General features: G+C 63.6%; 22 protein-coding genes and 1 tRNA gene. 20 read left to right on the top strand and 3 right to left on the bottom strand.

Annotated features, from left to right (window positions below; all coding sequences use genetic code 11):
- Positions 1-7: 7 nt before the first annotated feature.
- The 11 genes from AC3RCG_RS24200 (at position 8) to eutC (ending at position 10,999) form a co-directional block, all read left to right on the top strand.
- Positions 8-1,045 carry an NAD-dependent epimerase/dehydratase family protein gene (locus tag AC3RCG_RS24200; protein WP_492401755.1) on the top strand — a complete coding sequence of 346 codons (1,038 nt, stop codon included), beginning with the start codon at positions 8-10 and terminating at the stop codon, positions 1,043-1,045.
- The gene (locus AC3RCG_RS24195) at positions 1,038-1,868 is read left to right on the top strand and encodes an MBL fold metallo-hydrolase (RefSeq protein WP_492401757.1); all 831 of its coding nucleotides are present in this window, start codon (positions 1,038-1,040) and stop codon (positions 1,866-1,868) included. Before AC3RCG_RS24200 ends, AC3RCG_RS24195 begins: the two co-directional genes overlap by 8 nt.
- The gene (locus tag AC3RCG_RS24190) at positions 1,865-3,160 is read left to right on the top strand and encodes a F390 synthetase-related protein (RefSeq protein ID WP_492401759.1); all 1,296 of its coding nucleotides are present in this window, start codon (positions 1,865-1,867) and stop codon (positions 3,158-3,160) included. Before AC3RCG_RS24195 ends, AC3RCG_RS24190 begins: the two co-directional genes overlap by 4 nt.
- Positions 3,161-3,171: 11 nt before the next feature.
- Positions 3,172-3,795, top strand: a complete 624-nt coding sequence (locus tag AC3RCG_RS24185) for a phosphatase PAP2 family protein (RefSeq protein ID WP_492401761.1) — start codon at positions 3,172-3,174, stop codon at positions 3,793-3,795.
- The gene (locus tag AC3RCG_RS24180) at positions 3,792-4,907 is read left to right on the top strand and encodes a sterol desaturase family protein (protein WP_492401763.1); all 1,116 of its coding nucleotides are present in this window, start codon (positions 3,792-3,794) and stop codon (positions 4,905-4,907) included. Before AC3RCG_RS24185 ends, AC3RCG_RS24180 begins: the two co-directional genes overlap by 4 nt.
- Positions 4,904-6,019: a fatty acid desaturase family protein gene (locus AC3RCG_RS24175; protein WP_492401765.1), complete on the top strand. Its 1,116-nt coding sequence runs from the start codon at positions 4,904-4,906 to the stop codon at positions 6,017-6,019. Before AC3RCG_RS24180 ends, AC3RCG_RS24175 begins: the two co-directional genes overlap by 4 nt.
- A gap of 67 nt (positions 6,020-6,086) precedes the next feature.
- Entirely contained in the window at positions 6,087-6,641 is a 555-nt protein-coding gene (locus tag AC3RCG_RS24170) for a GbsR/MarR family transcriptional regulator (RefSeq protein ID WP_492401766.1), read from the top strand.
- Positions 6,638-7,279: a DUF4166 domain-containing protein gene (locus tag AC3RCG_RS24165; RefSeq protein ID WP_492401768.1), complete on the top strand. Its 642-nt coding sequence runs from the start codon at positions 6,638-6,640 to the stop codon at positions 7,277-7,279. Before AC3RCG_RS24170 ends, AC3RCG_RS24165 begins: the two co-directional genes overlap by 4 nt.
- Positions 7,276-8,739: a TIGR01777 family oxidoreductase gene (locus AC3RCG_RS24160; protein ID WP_492401770.1), complete on the top strand. Its 1,464-nt coding sequence runs from the start codon at positions 7,276-7,278 to the stop codon at positions 8,737-8,739. The genes AC3RCG_RS24165 and AC3RCG_RS24160 overlap by 4 nt, the downstream gene beginning before the upstream one ends.
- A gap of 88 nt (positions 8,740-8,827) precedes the next feature.
- Positions 8,828-10,216, top strand: a complete 1,389-nt coding sequence (locus AC3RCG_RS24155) for an ethanolamine ammonia-lyase subunit EutB (RefSeq protein WP_492401771.1) — start codon at positions 8,828-8,830, stop codon at positions 10,214-10,216.
- A 9-nt stretch (positions 10,217-10,225) separates the two neighbouring features.
- Positions 10,226-10,999: an ethanolamine ammonia-lyase subunit EutC gene (gene eutC, locus AC3RCG_RS24150; protein ID WP_492401773.1), complete on the top strand. Its 774-nt coding sequence runs from the start codon at positions 10,226-10,228 to the stop codon at positions 10,997-10,999.
- Here eutC and tsaD read toward each other — a convergent pair whose 3' ends face one another.
- Entirely contained in the window at positions 11,000-12,040 is a 1,041-nt protein-coding gene (gene tsaD / locus AC3RCG_RS24145) for a tRNA (adenosine(37)-N6)-threonylcarbamoyltransferase complex transferase subunit TsaD (RefSeq protein WP_070287772.1), read from the bottom strand.
- Positions 12,041-12,250: 210 nt separating this feature from the next.
- Here tsaD and AC3RCG_RS24140 point away from each other — a divergent pair, with 210 nt between their 5' ends.
- Positions 12,251-12,658, top strand: a complete 408-nt coding sequence (locus tag AC3RCG_RS24140) for a nitrite reductase (NAD(P)H) small subunit (RefSeq protein WP_070310537.1) — start codon at positions 12,251-12,253, stop codon at positions 12,656-12,658.
- A 150-nt stretch (positions 12,659-12,808) separates the two neighbouring features.
- Here the strand turns inward: AC3RCG_RS24140 and AC3RCG_RS24135 are convergent, their stop codons facing one another.
- Together AC3RCG_RS24135 and AC3RCG_RS24130 are read right to left on the bottom strand one after the other, a co-directional pair.
- Complete coding sequence (locus AC3RCG_RS24135; protein ID WP_070287774.1) at positions 12,809-13,870, bottom strand: 3-deoxy-7-phosphoheptulonate synthase; 1,062 nt, start codon at positions 13,868-13,870, stop codon at positions 12,809-12,811.
- A gap of 150 nt (positions 13,871-14,020) precedes the next feature.
- Positions 14,021-14,698 (bottom strand): hypothetical protein, encoded by a 678-nt coding sequence (locus tag AC3RCG_RS24130; protein ID WP_141749880.1) that lies wholly within the window; start codon positions 14,696-14,698, stop codon positions 14,021-14,023.
- Positions 14,699-14,857: 159 nt separating this feature from the next.
- On the opposite strand from AC3RCG_RS24130, the gene ybiB reads away from it, so the two are divergent.
- From ybiB to AC3RCG_RS24090, 8 genes are all read left to right on the top strand, one after another.
- A complete protein-coding gene (ybiB, locus tag AC3RCG_RS24125) occupies positions 14,858-15,850 on the top strand; it encodes a DNA-binding protein YbiB (protein ID WP_492401774.1) in 993 nt (330 codons plus the stop codon).
- Between the two features lie 56 nt (positions 15,851-15,906).
- Entirely contained in the window at positions 15,907-17,121 is a 1,215-nt protein-coding gene (locus AC3RCG_RS24120) for a BaiN/RdsA family NAD(P)/FAD-dependent oxidoreductase (protein WP_230539917.1), read from the top strand.
- 183 nt (positions 17,122-17,304) lie between these two features.
- The gene (rpsU, locus tag AC3RCG_RS24115; RefSeq protein ID WP_008451879.1) at positions 17,305-17,517 is read left to right on the top strand and encodes a 30S ribosomal protein S21; all 213 of its coding nucleotides are present in this window, start codon (positions 17,305-17,307) and stop codon (positions 17,515-17,517) included.
- Between the two features lie 196 nt (positions 17,518-17,713).
- Entirely contained in the window at positions 17,714-18,166 is a 453-nt protein-coding gene (locus AC3RCG_RS24110; RefSeq protein WP_070287781.1) for a GatB/YqeY domain-containing protein, read from the top strand.
- 129 nt (positions 18,167-18,295) lie between these two features.
- Positions 18,296-20,092: a DNA primase gene (dnaG, locus tag AC3RCG_RS24105; protein ID WP_070287782.1), complete on the top strand. Its 1,797-nt coding sequence runs from the start codon at positions 18,296-18,298 to the stop codon at positions 20,090-20,092.
- 464 nt (positions 20,093-20,556) lie between these two features.
- Positions 20,557-22,725 carry an RNA polymerase sigma factor RpoD gene (rpoD, locus tag AC3RCG_RS24100; RefSeq protein ID WP_492490381.1) on the top strand — a complete coding sequence of 723 codons (2,169 nt, stop codon included), beginning with the start codon at positions 20,557-20,559 and terminating at the stop codon, positions 22,723-22,725.
- A 109-nt stretch (positions 22,726-22,834) separates the two neighbouring features.
- A tRNA-Ile gene (locus tag AC3RCG_RS24095) sits at positions 22,835-22,913 on the top strand.
- A 299-nt stretch (positions 22,914-23,212) separates the two neighbouring features.
- Complete coding sequence (locus AC3RCG_RS24090; protein ID WP_141749879.1) at positions 23,213-23,839, top strand: hypothetical protein; 627 nt, start codon at positions 23,213-23,215, stop codon at positions 23,837-23,839.
- The last annotated feature ends 61 nt before the right edge of the window (positions 23,840-23,900 follow it).

Raw genomic sequence — 23,900 nt, 5'->3', positions numbered from 1 at the left:
TGGTGCGATGAGGCGGATACTGGTCACGGGAGCGACGGGCGGCTTGGGGCGCAATGCCGTGCGCACCCTGCTGGCGCAGGGCGTGGAAGTGCGCGCCACGGGCCGCAACGCGGCCGTGGGCCGCGAGCTCGAACGCATGGGCGCGCAATTCGTGGCGCTCGACCTGGCGCAAGCGACGCCGCGCCAGGTCGACGAGCTGGTACGCGGCATGGACGCCGTCTGGCACTGCGCCGCGCTGTCCTCGCCGTGGGGCGCGGAGCGCGACTTCATCGCCGCCAACGTCACGGCCACGGCCCAGCTGCTGCGCGCGGCCGCTGGCCTGCACGTGGCGCGCTTCGTGCACATCTCGACCCCGGCCATCTATTTCGACTACCGCAACCGCTACGAGGTGCCGGAAACCTTCCGCCCCGACGCTTTCGTCAACGCGTACGCGCGTTCGAAAGCGATGGCGGAAAAACTGGTGCAGGAGTGCGTCGACCGCCACCGCGGCATGACGTGCGTGATCCTGCGCCCGCGCGCCATCTTCGGCCCGCACGACCAGGTGCTGATCCCGCGCCTGGCGCGCGTGCTGCAGGAGCGCGGCGGCAAGCTGCCGCTGCCCAACGGCGGCGCGGCCACCATCGACGTCACCTATGTGGATAACGTCGTGCATGCGATGTGGCTGGCCACCGTGCACAAGACCATCGCTTCGGGCGCCGCCTTCAACATCACGAATGGCGAACCGGCGCGCCTGTGCGACATCTTGCGCAGCCTGTTCTGCGAACACCTGCAGCAGCCGTTCGAGATCGTCAGCGTGCCTTACCGCGTGCTGGCGCTGGTGGCGCGCCTGATGCAGTTCGCCTCGCGCTTCACGCGCCGCGAACCATCGCTCACGCCCTACAGCATCGGCGCGCTCAGTTTCGACATGACGCTCGATAACGCCAAGGCCCGCAAGGTGCTCGGCTACCGTCCCGTCGTCAGCCTGCAGGACGGCATCGCCCGCACGGCGCAGTGGATGCGCCAGGAAGCGGCGGCGCACAAGGTGGGCAAGGAGCGCAATGGCTAGCATCACCGCATTTCGCGTCGGCCACTGCACCCATCCGTCGTGCATGGTCTTGAAAGGCAGCGGGCTGGCCAGCCGCTGCTTCCCTTCGCGCGCCTACCTGATCGAAACGCGCGCGGGCCTGTACCTGTGGGACACGGGGTATGCCGAGCACTTCCGCGCCGCCACGTCGAAAGGCGTCTACCGCATGTACGCGTGGGTCACGCCGATTTCGTTCGACGAGAATGAGTCGCTGCACGGCCAGCTGCGCGCGCATGGCGTATCGCCCGGCGACATCCACACCTTGCTGCTGTCGCACTTCCACGCCGATCATATCGCCGGCCTGCGCGACTTTCCCGGCGCGCGGCTGATGGCCTCCAAAACGGGCTGGGACGCCGTGCGCGGTTTGTCCGGCGTGGCCGCCGTGCGCCAGGCCTTCGTGCCCGAGCTGCTGCCAAACGATATCTCTGACCGCCTGGCGTTTGTCGAAAGCGTGCCCGAGACGGCCTTGCCGGCCGCCTTGCTGCCGTTCACGCACGGGCGCGACGTCAGCGGCACGGGCGAGATCTACATCGTCGACTTGCCCGGCCACGCCATCGGGCATATCGGCGCCTTTGTGCTGCAGGACGGCGGCTGGACCCTGCTGGCGTCGGACGCGGCCTGGGTGCCGGAAAGCTTCCAGCAGCTGCGCGGACCGTCCGAACTGTCGTTCCTCATCCAGCACAAGCGCGCGCCGTACTACGCCACACTGAACCGCTTGCACCAGCTGCACCAGTCGGGCCAGGCGCAGATCCGCATCACGCATGAAGATACCAACGATTATTTGCCAGTGGCGGGCCGCCCGTGAAGCGTATTGTCTGGCTGTTGCTGTCGTACTGGCGCACGCGCCGCCTGCGTTTCGCAAGCCGCGCGCAGCTCGACGCCTACCAGCACAAGCAGCTGGCCCGTTTCATCGATGTGCTGTGCGCCCGCAGCACGTATTTTGCGCCGTACCGCAAGCTGCCGCTGGCGCAGTGGCCGACGATGAACAAGGCCCTGATGCTCGAGCATTTCGACGCCATGAACACCGAGGGAATCACGTTGGCGCAGGCGATGGATGCGGCCATGGCGGCCGAGCATAGCCGCGACTTCACGCCCGCCGTCGGCGACATCACGGTGGGGTTATCCTCTGGCACGTCGTCGCGGCGCGCCGTGTTTACCGTCAGCCCCCGCGAAAAGGCCCAATGGGCGGGCGTGATGCTGGCCAAGGCGCTGCCCGACGGCCTGTTTTCCGGCGAAAAGGTGGCGCTGTTCCTGCGCGCGAACAGCAATCTGTACACGGCAGTGCGCTCGCCGTGGCTCACGTTTGCCTTTTACGACCTGTTCGCACCGTTCGACAGCCTGTGTGCGCAGCTGGCGCACTATCAACCGTCCGTCATCGTCGCGCCGGCCCAGGTGCTGCGCCAGCTGGCGCTGCGCGTCATCGACGGCAGCCTGGTGCTGGCGCCGAAAAAAGTCGTCTCCGTGGCTGAAGTGCTGGAAGCGCAGGACCGCGCGCTGATCGTGCAGGCGTTCGGCGCCGTGCATGAAATCTATCAGGCGACCGAGGGTTTCCTCGCCAGCAGCTGCGAACACGGCGTGCTGCACCTGAACGAGGAATACGTGCACATCGAGCCGCAATGGCTCGATGCGGAACAGCGTCGTTTCGTGCCCGTGATTACGGACTTCACGCGCATCACGCAGCCCATCGTGCGCTATCGCCTGGACGATATCCTGGTCGCGCGCGCCACGCCATGCCCGTGCGGCCGCGCCACGCGCGCCATCGACGGCATCGAAGGGCGCTGCGACGACATGCTGCTGCTTCCGTCTGCACGCGGCGGCGCCGCCGTCGCCGTGTTTGCCGACGTCTTGACGCGCGCGTTCGCGCAAGCCTTGCCGGCGGACGCCGACTACCGCCTGCTGCAATCGGGCGACAGCGCCTTGCAGCTGCACGCGGCCCTCGACGACGCTGGCCTGGCTGCCTTGCGCGATCACCTGGCAACGGTGCTGCGCGGCCTGGCCGTGGCCGTCGACAGCCTGGCCTGGACGACGAGCGGCGAATTGCCTCCCTTTGACCCCACCATGAAACGGCGCCGCATCCGGCGCCTTGCCACTGCATGAATCCTTCTTCCATGACCGTACGCTGCCGCCTGCTGCATTTGCTGGCCGGCTGGGGCAGCGTCGGCCTCGTGTATTTTTCCAGCGATGTGCTGCAAGGGCAGGGGTTACTCTTGCCGGAAACGGCGCTCGACCGCGCCATTCCCTACAGCGACTCTGCCATCTGGCTGTACCTGTCGTTCTTCATCCTGATCCCGTACGCCTACCTGGCGGCCGATGCGGCGAGGGTGCGCTGGCTGGCGCGCGCCATGGCGCTTTCCGCCGTCATGTGCGGCGTGGTCTTCCTGCTGTATCCGACGACGCTCGCGTATCCGCCCGTGGGTGACGGTGCCGCCTGGAGCACGCAGGCGCTGCGCCTGCTGCAGGCGGCGGATTCCGCGCAAAATTGCCTGCCCTCGCTGCATGGCGCCCTGACATTGTTGTGCGTGTGGGGCCTGTGCGACAAGCGCCACCTGGTCCGCTCTGCGCTGGCCGTGGTGCTGGGCGTGGCGATCTGCTACGCCATCATCGCGCTGCGCCGGCACGTGAGCATCGACCTGGCCGCCGGCCTGTTGGTCGGCATCGCTGGCGGCATGCTGGCGAAAATGCAGGTATTCTGGACGGCTCACCGCGTCATTTCTACTGAAACCGCATCATGATGAACCCCTTTGCCCTCTCTTTCCTTGTCATGCTGGCCTTCGTGCTGGCCGAACTGCTGATCCTCAAATGGGTACGCAAGACCCCCGTGCCGTGGAAGGACGTGATCTTCAACCTCAATTCCGGCCACATATTGATGTGGGTGTTCCGCGGCGTGGAAGTGGCGGCGTTCGCCCTGCTGCTGCGTCATGTGAATCTGCACATCGTCGACCAGTGGCCCGTGGCCGCGCAGTGGGTGTTCGCATTCTTTGCGTGGGATTTGTGCTTTTACTGGATGCACCGGCTGCACCATAAGATCCCCTTGCTGTGGGCCGTGCACGTGGTGCACCACCAGGGCGAGCACTTCAACCTGTCGCTGGGCGTGCGCAATTCCTGGTATTCGTCGCTGACGAATTTCCCGTTCATCGCCATCCTGGCCGTGCTGGGCGTGCCGCTGGAAATCTTTCTCGTCGTCTCGTCCCTGCATTACACGGTGCAGTTCTATAACCACAATGCGCTGGTGAACAAGTCCGGCATTCTCGACAAGTTCATGGTCACGCCCTCGCACCACCGCGTGCACCACGGCACGGATAAACGCTACATCAACCGCAATTTCGGCGGTACCCTGCTGCTGTGGGACAGGCTGTTCGGCAGCTTCCAGCCCGAACTCGAAGGCGTGGAAATGCGCTATGGCGTGAAGGGCATGACGCAAACGCATAATCCGCTCCTGGCCAGCAACGGCAAGCTGTTCAAGTGGCTGCGCGCGCGCTTTCCCCACTGGCAGTCGCGCGGCACTTTCGAGGTCCCCGAACTGTTCATCGGCATCGGCGGCGTGATCCTGTTTGGCCTGGTGATCTATTACGTCAACCACGAAGCGGCGCTGGCCGGCGCGCAGCAAGCCATCCTGTTCGCGCTGATCTTTGGCGGTACCCTGGCGCTGGGCGGCCTGTCGGACGCGCGCCGCTGGGGCGCCATCGCCTGGGTCGCCATCGCCGTGGCCATGCCGGCCCTGTATCTGGGCTGGTATGGGGCGCGCGACGTGTGGGGCATGGTGTTCCTGGCCGCGCTGCTGGCGCATGGCCTCGACGGCGCGCGCCGCCTGTGGTGGCCGGCCGCGGCGGGGACGCGCGCGTGACGCCTGTGCCTTCCCTGCCGCCGCTGCGCTTCCAGCCCGCCCGCGATTCCGCCTTCCGCCGCGAACTGCGCGCGCGCGCCGACGCCTACCTGGTCAGCGAGGGAAAGCACCGCTTCGGCGACTGGCGCCTGCACGCGAAAACCGTCTTCCTGGCCGCGCTGACGGCGGGGCTGTATGCGCTGGCCTTGAGCGCCGGCAGCACCTGGCCGTTTGTCGCCAGCTATGTCGCCTGCCTGGTCGCGGCCATGGCGCTGGCCATGAATACCCTGCACGACGCGGCCCACAGCGCCGTCTTCCGCCAGGGACGCCTGAATCGCATCCTGATCCGCCTCGTGGGCTTGCCCGTAGGCGTGGACACGGATTTCTGGACCATCCGCCACGTGCATTTCCATCACACGTATGCGAACGTGGAAGGCTATGACCTCGATACGGAGCCGAACCCCTTCCTGCGCCAGACGCCGTTCCAACGCTGGGCGCCCCAGTACCGCTATCAATACCTGTATTGGCCCGTGGTGGCGGCCCTGTCGCTGCCGTATCTGAACTGGTATGGCGACTGGCTGGACCGCTTCGGCAAGACGCCCGTGGCCGCGCACAGCCGCTTGCAGGGCTGGCGCGGCTGGCTGTCGTTCCTGGGCTGGAAGCTCGGTCACGTGGCGCTGGTGCTGGCGCTGCCCATGTGGGTGCTGCAGCAGCACGGCATCGGCTGGGGCGTGGTGCTGGGCGCGTATTTCGTGGGCCAGATGCTCGCCTCGTGCGCGCTGGTGGCGCTGATCCTCGGCACGCACTGGGCTGAAGTGGAGTTTTTCCAGCCGGGGCAGGACGGCACCTTGCCGCACGACTGGTACCAGCACACGTTTTACACGGCCTGCGACTGGACGCCGAAGCCGCGCGCGTTGCGCTGGCTCGGTTACTGGCTCGGCGGATTGAATTTGCACCTGACGCACCATCTGTTCCCCACCTGGAGCCACCGCCACTACCCGGCGCTGGCGCGCATCCTGGCCGAACTGGCGCCGCGCCACGGCCTCGTGTACCGCGAACTCGGTTACGGCCAGCTGCACGCCTCGCAGCAGCAATTTCTGCGCGCCATGGGCCAGCCGCCCGCCCAGTCCTGACGAATCGCGCTTGACTGGACTTCTGTTTCATCTTACATTTCTGTAACGACAGAAATAAGAGAAAACCATGGAATTGAGTCCGACTACGCAGAAATATATTCTGCACTGGGGGGAGATGGGCACCCGCTGGGGCGTCAACCGCACGGTGGCGCAGATCCACGCGCTGCTGTTCCTGGCCAATGAACCGCTGACGGCGGAAGATATCGCGGCCAGCCTGAACGTGGCCCGCTCGAACGTCAGCAACAGCCTGAAGGAATTGCAAAGCTGGGGCCTGGCGCGCATCACGCACGTGATGGGGGACCGGCGCGACCACTTCGTCGCCCTGCAGGATGTGTGGGAAATCTTCCGCGTCATCATGGAAGAGCGCAAGCGGCGCGAGATCGACCCCACCCTGACGGTGCTGCGCGAATGCGCGATCGAGGGCGAACAGGATGCGGCGATACCGCCGGAGACGCTGGCGCGCATGGGCGAAGTGCTGGCCTTCCTGGAAATGCTCAGCTCCACCTATAGCGACTACAAAAACCTGCCGCCGGCGACCCTGCAGCGCATGCTGTCGATGGGCGGCAAGGTGGCCAAGTTCCTCAGCCCGGACGACAAGCCGGGCAAGCCGGGAAAAGCATGAACGGCCCCTCGGAAGGAGAATTGTTCAAGAAGGTCATGGGCGAGCGCTGGCTGACCCTGCACCCTGACATCCGGCGCCGCTTCGAGAAAAATCCCGCGCCGGGCCAGCCCCTGTATTACCGGGGCGAGCTCAGTGAACTCACCAGTTCGCGCCTGGGCAAGGTGCTGGGCTGGCTCACGCGTCCCTTCATCGACGGCGCCCTGATCCCGCATGACGATCACGACTTCCCCGTCGATATCGAAGTCTATTCGCGCCCCGGCTGCCCCTTCATCTTCAAGCAGCGCACCTACCGTCTGCATGGCCGCGCGCCGATCCGCTTCACGTCCTACATGGCTGAAAGCACAAAAGGTGAAGTGCTCGAATACGTGGGCATGGGGCTGGGCATGAAGCTGGTGCTGCACGTGGAAGATGGCAATCTGCATTTCACCAGCGACGGCTATTTTTGGGATCTTTTCGGCTGGCGCCTGCCGCTGCCCGGCGTGCTCACGCCCGGCAAGACGTATCTGTGCCACCGCAACGACACGCCGCAGCAGTTCAATATCCGCATCGAGATCCGCCACGCCCTGTTCGGCACCACGTTTACCCAGGTCGGCGTGTTCCGCGAATCCGCCGCACCGGAAATGAAGGAGACACCATGAATACGCATCTGCTGGCCCTGCAACTGATGGCGGCGCAAGGCTGCCTGGGCGCCTTCGACACCATCTATCACCATGAAATCACGGAAGCGCTGCCGCAAAAGGCGTCGGCGCGCCTGGAACTGACCATCCATGCCACGCGCGCGCTGATCTACAGCCTGCTGTTCGTGGGCCTGGCGGCCTGGGAATGGCATGGCGCCTGGGCCTGGGTGCTGGTGATTGTCTTTGGCGTGGAAATCGTGCTGACCCTGTGGGATTTCGTCGTCGAAGACCAGACCCGCCTCTTGCCCGCCACGGAGCGGGTCACGCACACGGTGCTGGCGATCAACGCGGGCGCCTTCATCGCCCTGCTGGCCCTCAACAGCAGCGACTGGGCGAGCCTGCCGACGGCCCTCGTATGGCAGCCATATGGCTGGCTCAGCGTCTTCCTCGCCCTGTGCGGCGTGGGCGTGGGCCTGTCCGGCCTGCGCGACGCGTATGCCGTGTGGCAGCTGGGACGGCGCAAGGTCCAGGAGACAGCGGAGCAAGAGGAGCGCCTGCGCTTTGCCGCCGCGCCGCAATCCGTGCTGGTGACGGGCGCCACGGGTTTCATCGGCCAGCAACTGGTCAGCGCCTTGCTGGCCGACGGCCATGCGGTGACGGTGCTGACGCGCCAGCCCAAGCAGGCCGCGTGGACCTTCGACGGCCAGGTGCGCTGCATCCGGTCGCTGGACGCATTGTCGGATGCGCAGCGCATCGACATGGTGGTCAACCTGGCCGGCGCGCGCATCGTCGGCAAGCGCTGGACGGAGGCGCGCAAGGCGGCCCTGCGCCGCAGCCGCGTGGCGCTGACGCAGGACCTGGTGGCGTGGATCGCCCGCGCCCAGCACAAGCCGAGGGTGCTGCTGTCGGCGTCGGCCATCGGTTACTACGGCGTGCAGCCGCAGGGCGACGCGACGGAATTGACGGAGGAGAGCGCGCCGCAAGCCATCTTCATGTCGCAGCTGTGCCAGGAATGGGAAGCGGCCGCGCGCCAGGCGGAAAAATTTGGCGTGCAGGTGGGCTGCATGCGCTTTGGCCTCGTCTTCGGCCACCAGGGTTCGCTGCCGCAGATGCTGCTGCCGATACGCTTCGGTGCAGGCGGCCCGCTGGGCAGCGGCAGGCAGTGGGTCACGTGGGTGCATGTGCGCGACGTCATCCGCGCCATCGCCTATGTGGCGCGCCGCAGCGAACAGGGTGCCGTGAGCGGCGCGTATAACTTCTGCGCGCCGGAAGCGATCGAGCAGCGCCGCTTTGCCCAGGTGGCGGGCACCGTGCTGCACCGCCCCAGCATCGTGCCCACGCCGGCCTTCGTCATGCGCGCCTTGCTGGGCGAGCAGGCAGACTTGCTGGTGGAAGGCCAGCGGGTCGCCCCGCGCCGGCTATTAGCCGACGGCTTTGTCTTCCGCTATCCGCAGCTGGAAGGGGCGCTGCGCAGTTTGTGACGTGGGGTGGTATCGCGTTGCTCCGGGCGTAGAATAGGCATGCTCCGGGGTCAGACCCGGCGGGTCTCTGACCCCACAGGAGAAGTCCATGCCCCGCTTCAGCCATACGATAGACAGCCATGTTTACCAGTTTGCCAGCCTGAAGGAGCTGCTGGCCAAGGCCACGCCGCCCCGTTCGGGCGACGTGCTGGCCGGGGTGGCGGCCGCCAGCGCGCGCGAGCGGGTGGCGGCGCAACTGGCGCTGGCCGAGGTGCCGCTGTCGGCCTTTCTCAATGAGGCGCTGGTGCCGTATGAGGACGATGAAGTCACGCGCCTGATCATCGACACCCACGCGCGCACCGCGTTTGCGCCGATTGCCCACCTGTGCGTGGGCGACTTTCGCGACTGGCTGCTCGATGACGCGACGGATACGCCAACGCTGGCACGCGTCGCCGCCGGCATCACGCCGGAAATGGCGGCCGCCGTCTCGAAAATCATGCGCCTGCAGGACCTGGTGCTGGTGGCCCGCAAGTGCCGTGTCGTCACGGCTTTCCGCAATACCCTGGGCCTGGAAGGGCGTCTGTCCGCGCGGCTGCAGCCGAACCACCCGACGGATGACGCCACGGGCATCGCGGCGTCGGTGCTCGATGGCCTGCTGCTGGGCAGCGGCGACGCCGTGATCGGCATCAATCCCGCCACCGACAATGTGGCGCAGGTGGTCTCGCTGCTGCAGCTGCTCGACGCCGTCATAGCTCAATATCAGATTCCCACGCAGTCCTGCGTGCTCACGCACATCACCAATACGCTCGAGGCGATACGCCGCGGCGCACCCGTCGACCTGGTGTTCCAGTCGGTGGCGGGCACGCAGGCGGCCAACCGCAGCTTCGGCATCGACCTGGCCCTGCTGGCCGAGGGACAGGCGGCGGCCCTGTCGCTGGGGCGCGGCACCGTGGGCAGCAACGTCATGTATTTCGAGACGGGGCAGGGCAGCGCCCTGTCGGCCGGCGCCCACCACGGCATGGACCAGCAGACGTGCGAGGCGCGCGCGTATGCGGTGGCGCGCGCGTATCAGCCGCTGCTGGTCAATTCCGTGGTGGGCTTCATCGGCCCCGAATACCTGTACGACGGCAAGCAGATCATGCGCGCGGGGCTGGAAGACCATTTCTGCGCCAAGCTGCTTGGGCTGCCCATGGGCTGCGACGTGTGCTACACCAACCACGCGGAAGCGGACCAGGACGACATGGATGCCTTGCTGACCATGCTGGGCGTGGCCGGCTGCAATTTCATCATGGGCGTGCCGGGCGCGGATGACATCATGCTCGGCTACCAGAGCACCTCGTTCCACGACGCCCTGTATGCGCGTCGCGTGCTGGGCCTGCGTCCCGCGCCCGAATTCGCGGCCTGGCTGGCGCGCATGCAGATCACGAATGCGCAGGGAAATCTGAACACGGCGCTGGCGCCGGCCTTCCAGGCGGCCCTGCTGCGCCTGGACGATTAGGGAGCATACATGGACGAGAAAACCCCGTGGCAAACGCTGCGCGCGCATACGGCGGCGCGCATCGCGCTGGGACGCCGCGGCGTGAGCGTGCCGACCAGGGCGCAGCTGGCGTTCCAGCTGGCCCACGCGCAGGCGCGCGACGCCGTGCACCTGGCCCTCGATGGCGAAGCCCTGGCGCGCGACTTGGCCGCGCAGGGGCAAGCCTGCGTGCAGCTGCACAGCGCCGCCGCCACGCGCGCCGACTATCTGCAACGCCCCGACCTGGGGCGCCGGCTCGACGATGCTTCACGGGCGCGGCTGGATGGTGGCGCCAAGGGCGTGGATCTGGCGCTGGTGGCGGCCGATGGCCTGTCGGCGCTGGCCGTGCAGCGCCACGCGGCGCCGTTCCTGGCCGCTTTGCGCGCACGGCTGGCGCTGGAAGCGTGGACGTTGTCGCCACTGCACATTGTGGCGCAAGGGCGGGTGGCCGTCGGCGACGAGGTGGGCGAATTGATAAAAGCGCGGGCCGTGCTGGTGCTGATCGGCGAGCGGCCGGGCTTGAGTTCCCCGGACAGCCTGGGCCTGTACCTGACGTGGGCGCCCAAGGCAGGCTTGCTGGACGAGCGCCGCAACTGCATCTCGAACGTGCGCCCCGAGGGGCTGGCGTATGCGCCGGCCGCGTACCGGCTGCACTATTTGCTGTCGCAGGCGTTCAGCCGGCAGCTGTCGGGCGTGGACTTGAAGGATGAGACGGTGGAAGAGGGCGCGGCCCTGGCGGGCGCGCGCAATTTCCTGCTGGCGTGATCAGACTTCGCGGATTTCGTCGAGCGGCCAGCGCGGGCGCACGTTGAACGAGTAATCGTGCTTGGCGGCGGCCGGGTTGATCTGCAGGCGCATGGCGCCGGCAAAGGCGATCATGGCGCCGTTGTCCGTACAGAATTCCAGCTCCGGGTAATACACTTTAAAACGCTTCTTGGCGGCGGCCGCATTGAGCGAGGCGCGCAGCTGCGCGTTGGCGCCCACGCCGCCGGCGATCACCAGGCGCTTCAAGCCCGTGTGCTTGAGGGCCGATACGCACTTGGCCGTCAGCACGTCGACGATGGCGTCGACGAAGCCCCGTGCGATGTTCGCCTTGTCCTGCTCGCAGATATTGGCGATGACTTTTTCTTCATGGTTTTTCACCACCGTCAGCACGGCCGTCTTCAGGCCGGAAAAGCTGAAGTTGAAATCCTTCGAATGCAGCATGGGGCGCGGCAGTTTATACGCCAGCGGGTCGCCGAATTCGGCCAGGCGTGAAATGGCGGGACCGCCCGGGTAACCGAGTCCCAGCAGCTTGGCCGACTTGTCGAACGCCTCGCCGGCCGCATCATCGAGGGTTTCGCCCAGCATCGTGTACTGACCCACGCCATCGACGCGCATCAGCTGCGTGTGGCCGCCCGACACCAGCAGGGCGATGAAGGGGAATTCCGGCGGCTCGGACGCGAGCAGCGGCGACAGCAAATGGCCTTCCAGGTGGTGGATGCCCAGCACCGGCTTGTTGATGGCCAGGCCCAGGCTGCAGGCGACGGACGATCCCACCAGCAGCGCGCCGGCCAGGCCCGGGCCCTGCGTGTAGGCGATGGCATCGATTTCGGACAGGCCGATGCCGGCCTTCGTCAGGGTCTCTTCGAGCAGCGGGATGGCGCGGCGGATATGGTCGCGCGACGCCAGTTCCGGCACCACGCCGCCGTACTGCTCGTGCATGGCGACTTGCGAATAGAGGGCGTGCGACAGCAGGCCGCGTTGCGTGTCGTACAAGGCCAGGCCGGTTTCGTCACAGGAGGATTCGACGCCAAGAACAATCATGAAGGTGCTAAATAGGGAGGAGTAATCCGCCATTGTAAAGGAAAGCCGCGCAGTCCACCGTGCGGCCGGCGCACCATTTCGGCGGCAGTGTGCACTTGCGCAGTGCGGCGCGGGCCGGTTTTGCCCGCGATTCCGGCTGCTTTGCGCCTGGAACGGCACTGGCACCGCTCTTGCTTAGACAGGCGTGTGCCTTTTTCAAGGGAGCTTGCGATGCCGGAACAATGGAAAATGATTTGCCGCCTGAAGGACATGCCGCTGGCGGGCGCGCGCATGGTGCAGCGGGGACTGGCGTGGCAGGATTTGCCCGGCGTGGCGCTGTTTCGCGCGGTGGACGACACGGTCTATGCGCTGCTCGACACGGTGCCCTGCCTGGGCGGCCCGCTGGCGCAGGGGGTGCTGATGGAGAAAAACCTGATGGGGCCGAAGAACGGCTGGATCATCGAGCTCGATTCGGGCCGCCTGGTGGCGCCCGTGCAGGGCATGGCGCGCATGTACGCCGTGCGCATCCTCGACGGGCGCATCTACCTGGACATCAATGAACTGAATATCCCGGCCAGCAAGGCGGAGCAGGCGCTGGCGGGATCGTTCGCCGTGCTGCCGCATGTGCAGATGGCGTGATGAAGGGAAAAGCAAAAACGGCGCACAGGGCGCCGTTCTTTGTCTGCAGTGATGTGTCGGCTTACGCGCTACGCGCTAAGCCGACCTACGCGGCTCAATTCGTAGGTCGGATTAGGCGCAAAGCGCCGTAATCCGACAACATCGCCGGCATTATTTTGGGCGATTGACCAAATGCGCATGCGCATCGCGCAGCATGGTGGCCGTCGTGTCCCAGTCGATGCAGCCGTCCGTGACGGAGCAGCCGTAGGTCAGTTGCGACAGGTCTTGCGGGATCTTCTGGTTGCCGCCGACGATGTTCGATTCGATCATCACGCCCACCAGCGAGCGGTTGCCCTGGCGGATCTGGTTGACAACGTCGCCCATCACCAGCGGCTGCAGCTCCGGCTTTTTATAGCTGTTCGCGTGCGAGCAGTCGACCACCAGGTTGGCCGGCAGCTTGGCCTTGGCCAGCGCCTGTTCGGCGATGGCGATCGAGACCGAATCGTAGTTCGGGCGGCCGTCGCCGCCGCGCAGCACCACGTGGCCATACGCGTTGCCGCGCGTGCGCACGATGGCGACGTTGCCTTCGGCGTTAATGCCCAGGAAGGAGTGCGGGTGCGCCGACGACAGGATCGCGTTCACCGCGATGCTGATGTCGCCATCGGTGCCGTTCTTGAAGCCGACCGGTGTCGACAGGCCCGACGACATTTCGCGGTGCGTCTGCGATTCCGTCGTGCGCGCGCCGATGGCCGTCCAGGCGATCAAGTCGCCCAGGTATTGCGGCGAGATCGGGTCCAGCGCTTCGGTGGCGGTGGGCAGGCCCAGTTCGCACACGTCGAGCAGGAACTGGCGCGCCTTTTCCATGCCTTCGTTGACCTTGAACGAATCGTCCATGTACGGGTCGTTGATATAGCCCTTCCAGCCCGTGGTGGTACGCGGTTTCTCGAAATACACGCGCATCACCAGCAGCATCGTATCCTTGACTTCCTCTTGCAGCGCTTTCAGGCGGCGCGCGTAATCGAGGCCGGCGACGGGGTCGTGGATCGAGCACGGACCGACGACGACGAACAGGCGCTGGTCCTTGCGGTCGATGATGTTGCGCAGCGCTTCGCGGCCGCGGCTGACGGTGTCGAAGGCGCTTTCCGACAAGGGCAGCTTGGCGTGCAGTTCGGCCGGTGTCGGCATGGGCGCGAAAGAGGTGACGTTGATATTTTCGATGTCTGGCGTATTCATGATTCTGGCTCGGCTTTCGCTATTGCGTTCTTTAAGAGGCAATAGTGTAGCGGAAATGCGGCCTAGCAGCGGGGTTGGGGCCAAAACGGGAATGCATGAGTTGTTTTTATGGCAGGGCCGGCACGCCGCCGGCCCCATGCTCCCGGACGCTCAATGGCCGCCGGTCACGCTGGCGCCAACGCTGTAGCGGGCGATGCGCTGGTAGTTGCCGGCCAGCTCGGGCGGCCGGGGCAGGCCGGGATGGCGCCGCACGTGCGCGAGGATGGCAGTTTCATGCTGGCGTATCTGCGCGTCCAGGCAGGCGATTTGCTGGCGCAACAGGGCGTGCAGCGCATGCTGGCCAGCTCGCAGATAGACGTCGAGGCGCGCCGACTCCTGCTTGCGCACGCCTGCGATGGCGTGCAGGCGGCGCAGCCACAAGCGCAGTTCCACATAGGCGGGCGAGGGCGGCGTCCAGCCAGCGGGGCGTTTGTCCTCGCAGTAATTGGCCAGCACCACGGCGCCGTGCGCCGCATCCTCGGGCAAACCTTGACTGCGCAGATAGTCTGCCAGCTGCGCGGGCTGGGCATCGCAGACCAGCATGCCCATGTCGGCCAGCATGCGTGCTGGCGTCTCGCTGTACGGGGCGTCGAGGCGCATGCAGACGCGCAAGCCCATGACGGGCACGTCGTTCCTTTGCAGCCAGCTGCGCAGCCAGCGGTAGCCGGCCATGTCGTTTTCCAGCACCTTGCACAGCACGTCGCCGCCCGAGCGCAGCACGGCTTTCAGCAGCAGTTTGCCCGTTTCGATGCCGACGAAGGCCGTTTCCTGTTTGATCGCGTGTTCCATGATGAGTTCCCCCTGTGCAGTCTTATACGCAGCGGCGGCGCGTTTGGATGCAGGCGCGAAGCACATTCATCAAAAAAATAGCTGGAAAGACTGTTGCATCGGCGCCTATGGCATCCTTCAGCCCGTCTGCAAGGGGAAAAATCCGTGTAAGCTGGCGCCATGACGACTGTTTCCATCCCCCATACCGATGTGGCCGGCGAGCCATTCCCTGCAGCACGTTTCATCAAAGAAATAGGACGCGGCAAGAACGGCGCGCGCAGCATGACGCGCGACGATGCTCGCGCCCTGTACCGTGCCATGCTCGAGGGCCGCGTGTCGGACCTGGAACTGGGCGGCATTTTGTTGTCGATGCGCATCAAGGGCGAGTCCGTGGACGAGATCGCCGGCTTCCTCGATGCTGCCGAAGCCTCGTTCGTCCCGCTGGCCGCGCCGGCAGGCGAATTCGCGCCGATCATCATTCCCAGCTACAACGGCGCGCGCAAGATGGCGAACCTGACGGCCTTGCTGGCGCTGCTGCTGGCGCGCGCGGGCGCACCCGTGCTCGTGCATGGCGTCACCAGCGACCCGGGCCGCATCACGACGGCCGAGGTGCTGGCCACGCTGGGCGTGCCCGCCTCGCAGGGCCATGCGCAAGCCGAGGCCGCCATGGCGCGCGGCGAAGCGGCCTTCCTGCCGATCGAGGCGCTGGCGCCGCGCCTGGCGCACATGCTGTCGCTGCGGCGCGTGCTGGGCGTGCGCAATTCCACGCATACCCTCGTGAAAATCATGCAGCCGTTCGCCGCTCCCGCCCTGCGCCTGGTGTCGTACACGCATCCCGAATACCTGGAAATGCTCGGTGAATATTTCCTGACTGCCTGCGATCCCGCGCGCGGCGACGCCTTCCTGATGCGCGGCACGGAAGGCGAAACGGTGGCCAACGCCAACAAGGCGCAGCAGATCGACTGGTTCCACGACGGCGAGCGCACGGTGCTGGTGGAAAAGCAGTTGCTGGTGGAAGAGTTGCCGCATTTGCCGGCCGAGCGCGATGCGGCCACCACGGCCGCCTGGATCGCGGCCGTGCTGCGCGGCGAGGTGCCCGTGCCGCCGTCGATCGCCGAACAGGTGGAGCAATGCTTGACGACATCGCGGCAGATTGCGGCACGGCCGCGCTAGCCGCGCCGCCGCAGTTTACAATGGCGTCTTTGTAATCAGCGGTGACCGGAATTCTTATGGCAAAACAATTTGATGTGGCAGTGATCGGCGCGGGCGCGGCCGGCATGATGTGTGCGGCTGTTGCCGCCCAGCAAGGCAAGCGCGTGGTGTTGATCGATCACGCGGCCAAGCTGGCCGAAAAGATCCGCATCTCGGGTGGCGGACGGTGTAATTTCACCAATATTAACGCCACGCCGCAAAATTTCCTTTCGGAAAACCCGCACTTCTGCAAGAGCGCGCTGTCGCGCTATACGCCGCAGGATTTCCTCGCGCTGGTGAAAAAATACCGGATCGGCTACCACGAAAAGCACAAGGGCCAGCAATTTTGCAATGAATCGGCCGAGCAGATCATCGACATGCTCAAGGACGAGTGCGCCGCTGGCGGCGTGCACTGGCGCATGCCGTGCAAGATCGATAATGTTGTCCAGCAAGCGGACGGCGGCTTCGTGCTGCAGACGGACAGCGGCGACATCGAGACGGCCAGCATCGTCATCGCCACGGGCGGCCTGTCGATTCCGAAGATCGGCGCCACCGACTTTGCCTACCGCATCGCCAAACAATTCGACCTGGCGATGGTCGAGCCGCGTCCGGCCCTGGTGCCGCTGACGTTCGACCCGGCCAGCTGGGCGCCGTTCGCGGAATTGTCCGGCATCGCGCTGGAAGTGGATGTGGAAACGGGCAGCCTGAAAGGCCGCAAGGCCACGGGCGCGCGTTTCCGCGAAGACTTGCTGTTCACGCATCGCGGCCTGTCCGGTCCGGCGATTTTGCAGATTTCCAGCTACTGGCTGCCGGGCGAGCCCATCGTCATCAACCTGCTGCCGGAAGTCGATGTGGCGCAGACCTTGATCGAAGGCAAGGGCACACTGAAGAAGCAGCTGGGCAATATCGTCGCCCAATGGCTGCCGCAGCGCCTGGCCGACTGCCTGCTGGCCACGAACGGCCTGGCGCCGGACGCGCGCATCGCCGACATGCCCGACGCGCAGCTGCGCAAGCTGGGGCAGGCCATCAATGCCTGGTCCATCGTGCCGAACGGTTCCGAAGGCTACCGCAAGGCGGAAGTGACGCGCGGCGGCATCGACACGCGCGAACTGTCGCAGCAGACCATGATGGCCAATAAAGTGCCGGGCCTGTATTTCATCGGCGAGTCGGTCGACGTGACGGGCTGGCTGGGCGGCTACAACTTCCAGTGGGCCTGGGCTTCCGGCGTGGCGGCAGGTATTGCCTTGCAGTAAGCTACTCTGTAATATGGGGTTTTGGCGCCCGGTGCGCCGATCCCGGTGCGTGGTTTACGCCACATTCCGGCAGCGACCGCAGGCTGCATGCCGCACGCAAGTGGGGGAGGGGCTTCCCTTTCCGAATAAAAGCTGCTACTATCTATCTCTTCCTATACACCACCTCAACGGTTTGAATTTTACATGACCACTATTCGCCTTAAAGAAAACGAGCCGTTCGAAGTCGCAATGCGTCGCTTCAAACGCACCATCGAAAAAACGGGTCTGCTGACCGAATTGCGCGCTCGCGAATTCTACGAAAAGCCAACAGCTGAGCGCAAGCGCAAGCTGGCAGCTGCTGTCAAGCGTCATTACAAACGCATCCGCAGCCAACAACTGCCGAAAAAATTATTCTAAGACTGTTCAGTCAGAACCAACCCGGGTAGTTCGGCGCATTGTTCGCCACGGGTTTTGTTTTGATTCGCCTGGAGTGATACTTCAGATGAGTCGCATACCCGCTCCGGTTCGCCGCAGCGGGTTTTCGCTTTTGTGGCCCGTACTTGTTTCTGGCCGCGCACGAGCACCGTTCCCATACTGACCAACGAGGATTGCCATGAGCTTGAAAGAACAAATTACCGAAGACATGAAAAACGCCATGCGCGCCAAGGAAGCGGGCAAGCTGGGCACGATTCGCCTGTTGCTGGCGGAAATCAAGCGCAAGGAAGTCGACGAGCGCATCGAATTGACGGATGCCCACGTGACGGCCATCGTGGAAAAAATGATCAAGCAGCGCAAGGATTCGATCACCCAGTTCGAAGCCGGTGGCCGTGCCGACCTGGCCGACATCGAAAAAGCCGAGCTGGTGCACCTGATCGGCTACATGCCTGCCGGTCTGTCGGATGAAGAAGTGGCGGCTGAAGTGGCTGCCGCCGTGGCCGCCTCGGGCGCCGCCGGTCCGCAAGACATGGGCAAGGTCATGGCCATCGTCAAGCCGAAGCTGGCTGGCCGCGCCGACATGACCGTGGTCTCCGCGCTGGTCAAGAAAGCCTTGACGCCAGCCGCGTAAGCAACAATAGTAGCAAGGGCTGCCAGCCGTCGCGCTGGCAGCCGCTCAATCGCCCACACGTTGACCTGGCTCAACCTCCGGCCACGTGCGGTAGTATAGTCTGACCTATAACAAGACCCGCCCTAGCCAGTGATACCTCAATCCTTCATTTCCGATTTGCTCAACCGCGTCGATATCGTCGATGTCGTGGGGCGCTATGTGCAGCTGAAAAAAGGCGGCGCCAATTTCATGGGCTTGTGCCCGTTCCACAGTGAAAAGTCGCCCAGCTTTACCGTCAGCCCCACCAAGCAGTTCTACCACTGCTTCGGCTGCGGCGCGCATGGCACCTCGATCGGCTTCCTGATCGAGTACTCGGGCATGGGCTTTGTCGACGCCGTCAAGGACCTGGCGCAAAACGTGGGCATGGTCGTGCCGGAAGCGGACGACAAGATCCCGCCGGCCCAGCGCGCGCAGATCCAGGCGCAAAGCCTGGCCCTGTCCGACGCCATGACGCAGGCGTGCGATTATTACCGCGGGCAATTGCGCCACGCGCCGGAAGCCATCGCCTACCTCAAAAACCGGGGCTTGACGGGCGAAGTGGCCGCTCGCTTCGGCATGGGTTTCGCGCCCGGCGGCTGGGATAACCTGCGTTCCGTCTTCCCCGATTACGACGTGGTGGCCCTGGCCGAGGCCGGTCTCGTGATCGACAAGGTCGATGAAGAGGGCAACAACCGCAAGCGCTACGACCGTTTCCGCGAACGCATCATGTTCCCGATCCGCAATACCAAGGGCCAGGTCATCGCCTTTGGTGGCCGCGTGCTTGACCATGGCGAACCGAAATACCTGAATTCCCCGGAAACCCCCTTGTTTTCCAAGGGATTCGAACTATATGGGCTGTTCGAGGCGCGCCAGGCCATCCGCGACGCCGGCTACGTGCTGGTGACGGAAGGGTATATGGACGTGGTGGCGCTGGCGCAGATGGGTTTCCCGCAAGCGGTGGCCACCCTGGGCACGGCGTGCACGCCCACCCACGTGCAGAAACTGCTGCGCCAGACCGATAACGTGATTTTCAGCTTCGATGGCGACAAGGCCGGCCGCCGCGCCGCGCGCCGCGCGCTGGAAGCGAGCCTGGCCCACGTGTCGGACAATAAAACGATCAAATTCCTGTTCTTGCCGTCGGAACACGATCCGGACAGCTATATCCGCGAATTCGGCGCCGAAGGTTTTGAGCAGCAGGTGCATGAAGCCATGCCGCTGTCGCAATTCTTGTTGAAAGAAGTGTCGGGCGAGCATGATCTGTCGGAACCGGAAGGGCGCGCCCGCGTGCAGTTCGACGCCAAGCCCCTGCTGCAATTGATGGCGCCGTCGTCGCTGCGCCTGCAGATCGTGCGCGGCCTGGCGCAGTTGACGCAGTCCACGCCGGCCGAGATCGAAGCCCTGTTCGAGCTGGCCAAACCCGTTGCCGTGGCGCACCGCGCGCCGCCGAAATCGGGCCGTCCCGTGCCCGTGGGCCTGGAATTGAAGATCATGCGCATGCTGGTGGCGCATCCGCCCTTGACCCTGCGCATCGACGAGGCGGCCCTGACCGCCTTCCAGCACCTGGGCCCGGATGCGGCGCACAGCCTGGGGCAACTGGTGGCTGTGGGCCAGGCGCTGGGCGAGCACGGCAGTTTTGCCGCGCTGGCGCAGCAGTTGAAGGAGCTGGGCAGCGAATACGACGAGATCATCGGCGAGATCGCGGCCGGCACGGAATCCGATTACGACAGTGAATTGTCGTGGCTGGTGAGCACCATCCGCGAGATCAAACTGAATGCCTTGAAGGCGGAATTGCAGCAATTGTTTGCGTCGGGTTTGCCATCGGAGAAAATTGGTGTACGCTACCGCGAAATCATGCAGGAGCAGGGCGAGCTGGAACGCGAACGCGATGCCGAGTTGGTGAATCGCTAACCTTGCCCTGAGGGTATGTCGCGCACTGGAAAAACATTTTTCGCGTGCTATAATTAAATGCTAAGTATTGTGTGCTTTGGCAAGCTAGTTCTGTTTCGTAAATAGTATTTGTTTTCAGTAAGTTAGGCTCTTGATCGGCGCGGTGGATCGTGTCGGCAGCCAGGGCCAACTGGCGCTTTCGGCGTTGCGGGCAAGGCTCGCAGACGCTGGCAAGCCGCGCCAGGCTCTCGCTCCCAACGCGGTCGATGCAGGAATTTTTGCCGAGACGGCTGGCAACAGCCGGTGGACAGGAATTGCTGCGCTTCCCGCGGATCGTGGCCGATGAGGTGTAAGTAACGTAACAGTGTCGAATTTGCGTAGTCGGCAGGTTCGAAGATGGTGGTTCCCGCAGGTAGACAGGGAACTGGCAGCAAACTTTATCCTAATCCACCGTAAAGCAAGTCGTTGTGTAATCGAAAGCGCCTGTGCCAATCAAGAAACCCGAATCCAAAGCGGCTGCAAAGCCCACTAAAGTTACCACGAAAGCCGAAAAGGCGCTCGACCGGCCAGAAGCGCGCGTGACCAGCGCGCCCGTGGTCAGCCAGACCACCGACGCCGCCACCCTGGCGGCCATCGATACGTCCGGTTATGTCTTGCCGTCGGTAAAAGTGCCAGGCCGCCGCGGCCGCAAGCCAAAAGAATTCCAGCCAGAAAATGATGAAGTCGCTGCCCTGAACGCCGTCGAGCGTGCCGAACTGAAGGCCGTCGACAAGGCCAAGGCCAAGGACCGCAAGGCGAAAGAGCGCGCGCTGCTGAAGGATGCGTTCTCGTCCGACACGGAAGCGAGCGAGGAAGAACTCGAGCGCCGGCGCCAGAAACTCAAGACCCTGATCAAGTTCGGCAAGGAACGCGGTTTCCTCACGTATGCGGAAATCAACGATCACTTGCCCGAAAACATTGTCGATCCGGAAGCCATCGAAGGCATCATTGGTACCTTCAATGACATGGGCATCGCCGTCTACGAACACGCGCCCGATGCGGAAACGTTGTTGTTGTCCGATAACGTTGCCGTCGTCACCAGCGATGACGAGGCGGAAGCGGCGGCCGAGGCCGCATTGTCGACCGTTGATTCCGATTTCGGCCGCACCACCGACCCCGTGCGCATGTACATGCGCGAGATGGGCTCGGTCGAGCTGCTGACGCGCGAAGGCGAGATCGAGATTGCCAAGCGCATCGAAGATGGCTTGAAGGACATGATCCAGGCCATTTCCGCCTGTCCCGTGACGATCGCCGAGATCATCGCCGCCGCCGACCGCATCGCCAACGAAGAGATCAAGATCGACGAAATCGTCGACGGCCTCGTCGATGAGAACGAACCGGTCGCCGCCGCTCCTGAAGCGAGCGCTTCGGGCGCCGCCGGCTTCTCGGCTGAGCAGCTGGAAACCCTGAAACGCACGGCGCTGGAAAAATTTGCCGTCATTTCGCAGCAGTTCGACAAGATGCGCCGCGCCTTCGAAAAAGAAGGCTACAACTCCAAGCCCTACGCCAAGGCGCAGGAAGCCATTTCGCAAGAGTTGCTGGGCATCCGCTTCACGGCCAAGGTCGTGGAAAAGCTGTGCGACACCCTGCGCGGCCAGGTGGACGAAGTGCGCCATATCGAGAAACAGATCCTCGACGTGGCCGTGAACCGCTGCGGCATGCCGCGCGCCCACTTCATCAAGGTCTTCCCGGGCAATGAAACCAACCTCGACTGGGTCGATGGCGAAGTCAACGCAGGACACGCGTACAGCGCCATCCTGGGCCGCAACATTCCGACCGTCAAGGAACTGCAGCAGCGCCTGATCGACCTGCAGGCGCGCGTCGTCTTGCCGCTGCCGGACTTGCGCAACATCAACCGTCAGATGGCGGCCGGTGAAATGAAGGCGCGCAAGGCCAAGCGCGAAATGACGGAGGCCAACTTGCGCCTGGTTATTTCGATCGCCAAGAAATACACGAACCGGGGCCTGCAATTCCTCGACCTGATCCAGGAAGGCAATATCGGCCTGATGAAGGCCGTCGACAAGTTTGAATACCGCCGCGGCTACAAGTTCTCGACCTATGCGACCTGGTGGATCCGCCAGGCGATTACCCGCTCGATCGCCGACCAGGCGCGCACGATCCGCATTCCCGTGCACATGATCGAGACGATCAACAAGATGAACCGGATTTCCCGCCAAATCCTGCAGGAAACGGGCGCGGAACCCGATCCGGCCACCCTGGCGATCAAGATGGAAATGCCCGAGGACAAGATCCGCAAGATCATGAAAATCGCCAAGGAACCGATCTCGATGGAAACGCCGATCGGCGACGACGACGATTCCCACCTGGGCGACTTCATCGAGGACAACAACACCCTGGCCCCGGCCGACGCAGCGCTGCATGCGTCCATGCGGGGCGTGGTCAAGGACGTGCTCGATTCCCTGACGCCACGCGAAGCAAAAGTGCTGCGCATGCGTTTCGGCATCGAGATGTCCACCGACCACACGCTGGAAGAAGTGGGCAAGCAATTCGACGTGACGCGCGAGCGCATCCGCCAGATCGAAGCCAAGGCGCTGCGCAAGCTGCGCCACCCATCGCGCTCCGACAAGCTGAAAAGCTTCTTGGAAGGCAACTAGAAGCCAATAGGGCTTGACGTACGCCCCTGATACCCCTATCCTCGCGTGTCCGTTTCCAAAACGGCCGCGCGAGGCGGGCATCAACAGCGCCGCCAAGCCGCAGTCCCCTGGGCCTCTAGCTCATGCTTGGTTAGAGCAGCGGACTCATAATCCGTTGGTGCCGTGTTCGACTCACGGGAGGCCCACCAGAATTTGTAGCAATAGAATTAGCCCCGGCGGGTAACTGCTGGGGCTTTTTTTATGCGCGAGACAATCGTCGCAATGCTTGGTTTTTTGGGCGTGATAGCTGCTGGCTTCGTCACCAATTCCATCTTTATGGCGGTACGGAGTGCATACGAGGCGTCGCGTAGTTTGCCAGTCGTTCGATCTTGTATTTGCAATTGAGTACGCTACAGGTCATTATCGTTGTTCAATGCGGCTATGGTTGGGCTTGTGTCTGAATGGCGGATCTGACCCTGCTACCCCGTACGTAATAAAGAAATAGGGGATGAACATGATAAGTGATGCAAAAAAGATGGTGGATGTTCATCAGGAGCTTGTGGTAAACACCTACGCCGATTTATGGCATGGTGCTAAAATTTTGAAGAAAAAAGCAGTGCAAGATGAAGTAGGGTCAAATTTTGTATTTATGGCATCGTTGTGTATGTTTGCTTTTTCGGCGGAGGCGTACACAAATTTTGTGGGACCACGATTGTTTCCGGTTGAATGGCAACGTGAGAATAAACCTTATGAGCGTTACTCAATTCTTCGGAAATATCGCCTACTTTGCAAAGATTTAGGAATTGTTATTGATGAAAATGGATCTCAGTGGATACTTCTGTCTGAGCTTGTACAGTTTCGGGATGCCATGGCACATGGAAAGCAAGAAAAAGTAGTAAAGAAAGAACTGGTTCCTCTTAATTTGGAAATGACCGATTACTTGTCGGGTAGGCTTCATCCAACTTGGCATCAGTACTGCAATGCTGCATATATTGAACGGGTAGAGGATGAGGTGGGGGAATTTTTGAAAGCGATACACGAAGCTCTGCAACGGGTGGATAGTGAAGATTACCTGGGACGTTTCGGAGCGTTTGGTATGGGGCAAGGTTCTGCGACTCTGGTAGACTATCAGTGAAATTTGCAAATTTAGATAGGACTTCTTTCATTTGCAAGATTTGTTAGGTAGAACATGTGTC

Source organism: Janthinobacterium sp. GW823-FHT01H08 (assembly GCF_058797855.1).
This window is presented reverse-complemented; position numbering and strand designations above follow the sequence as displayed.

Bases quoted from the DNA above. Each gene is read 5' to 3' on its own strand.
- AC3RCG_RS24200 (WP_492401755.1), top strand. From the start codon at position 8: ATGAGGCGGATACTGGTCACGGGAGCGACGGGCGGCTTGGGGCGCAAT.
- AC3RCG_RS24195 (WP_492401757.1), top strand. From the start codon at position 1,038: ATGGCTAGCATCACCGCATTTCGCGTCGGCCACTGCACCCATCCGTCG.
- AC3RCG_RS24185 (WP_492401761.1), top strand. From the start codon at position 3,172: ATGACCGTACGCTGCCGCCTGCTGCATTTGCTGGCCGGCTGGGGCAGC.
- AC3RCG_RS24180 (WP_492401763.1), top strand. From the start codon at position 3,792: ATGATGAACCCCTTTGCCCTCTCTTTCCTTGTCATGCTGGCCTTCGTG.
- AC3RCG_RS24170 (WP_492401766.1), top strand. From the start codon at position 6,087: ATGGAATTGAGTCCGACTACGCAGAAATATATTCTGCACTGGGGGGAG.
- AC3RCG_RS24165 (WP_492401768.1), top strand. From the start codon at position 6,638: ATGAACGGCCCCTCGGAAGGAGAATTGTTCAAGAAGGTCATGGGCGAG.
- AC3RCG_RS24160 (WP_492401770.1), top strand. From the start codon at position 7,276: ATGAATACGCATCTGCTGGCCCTGCAACTGATGGCGGCGCAAGGCTGC.
- AC3RCG_RS24155 (WP_492401771.1), top strand. From the start codon at position 8,828: ATGCCCCGCTTCAGCCATACGATAGACAGCCATGTTTACCAGTTTGCC.
- eutC (WP_492401773.1), top strand. From the start codon at position 10,226: ATGGACGAGAAAACCCCGTGGCAAACGCTGCGCGCGCATACGGCGGCG.
- tsaD (WP_070287772.1), bottom strand. From the start codon at position 12,040: ATGATTGTTCTTGGCGTCGAATCCTCCTGTGACGAAACCGGCCTGGCC.
- AC3RCG_RS24140 (WP_070310537.1), top strand. From the start codon at position 12,251: ATGCCGGAACAATGGAAAATGATTTGCCGCCTGAAGGACATGCCGCTG.
- AC3RCG_RS24135 (WP_070287774.1), bottom strand. From the start codon at position 13,870: ATGAATACGCCAGACATCGAAAATATCAACGTCACCTCTTTCGCGCCC.
- AC3RCG_RS24130 (WP_141749880.1), bottom strand. From the start codon at position 14,698: ATGGAACACGCGATCAAACAGGAAACGGCCTTCGTCGGCATCGAAACG.
- ybiB (WP_492401774.1), top strand. From the start codon at position 14,858: ATGACGACTGTTTCCATCCCCCATACCGATGTGGCCGGCGAGCCATTC.
- AC3RCG_RS24120 (WP_230539917.1), top strand. From the start codon at position 15,907: ATGGCAAAACAATTTGATGTGGCAGTGATCGGCGCGGGCGCGGCCGGC.
- rpsU (WP_008451879.1), top strand. From the start codon at position 17,305: ATGACCACTATTCGCCTTAAAGAAAACGAGCCGTTCGAAGTCGCAATG.
- AC3RCG_RS24110 (WP_070287781.1), top strand. From the start codon at position 17,714: ATGAGCTTGAAAGAACAAATTACCGAAGACATGAAAAACGCCATGCGC.
- AC3RCG_RS24090 (WP_141749879.1), top strand. From the start codon at position 23,213: ATGAACATGATAAGTGATGCAAAAAAGATGGTGGATGTTCATCAGGAG.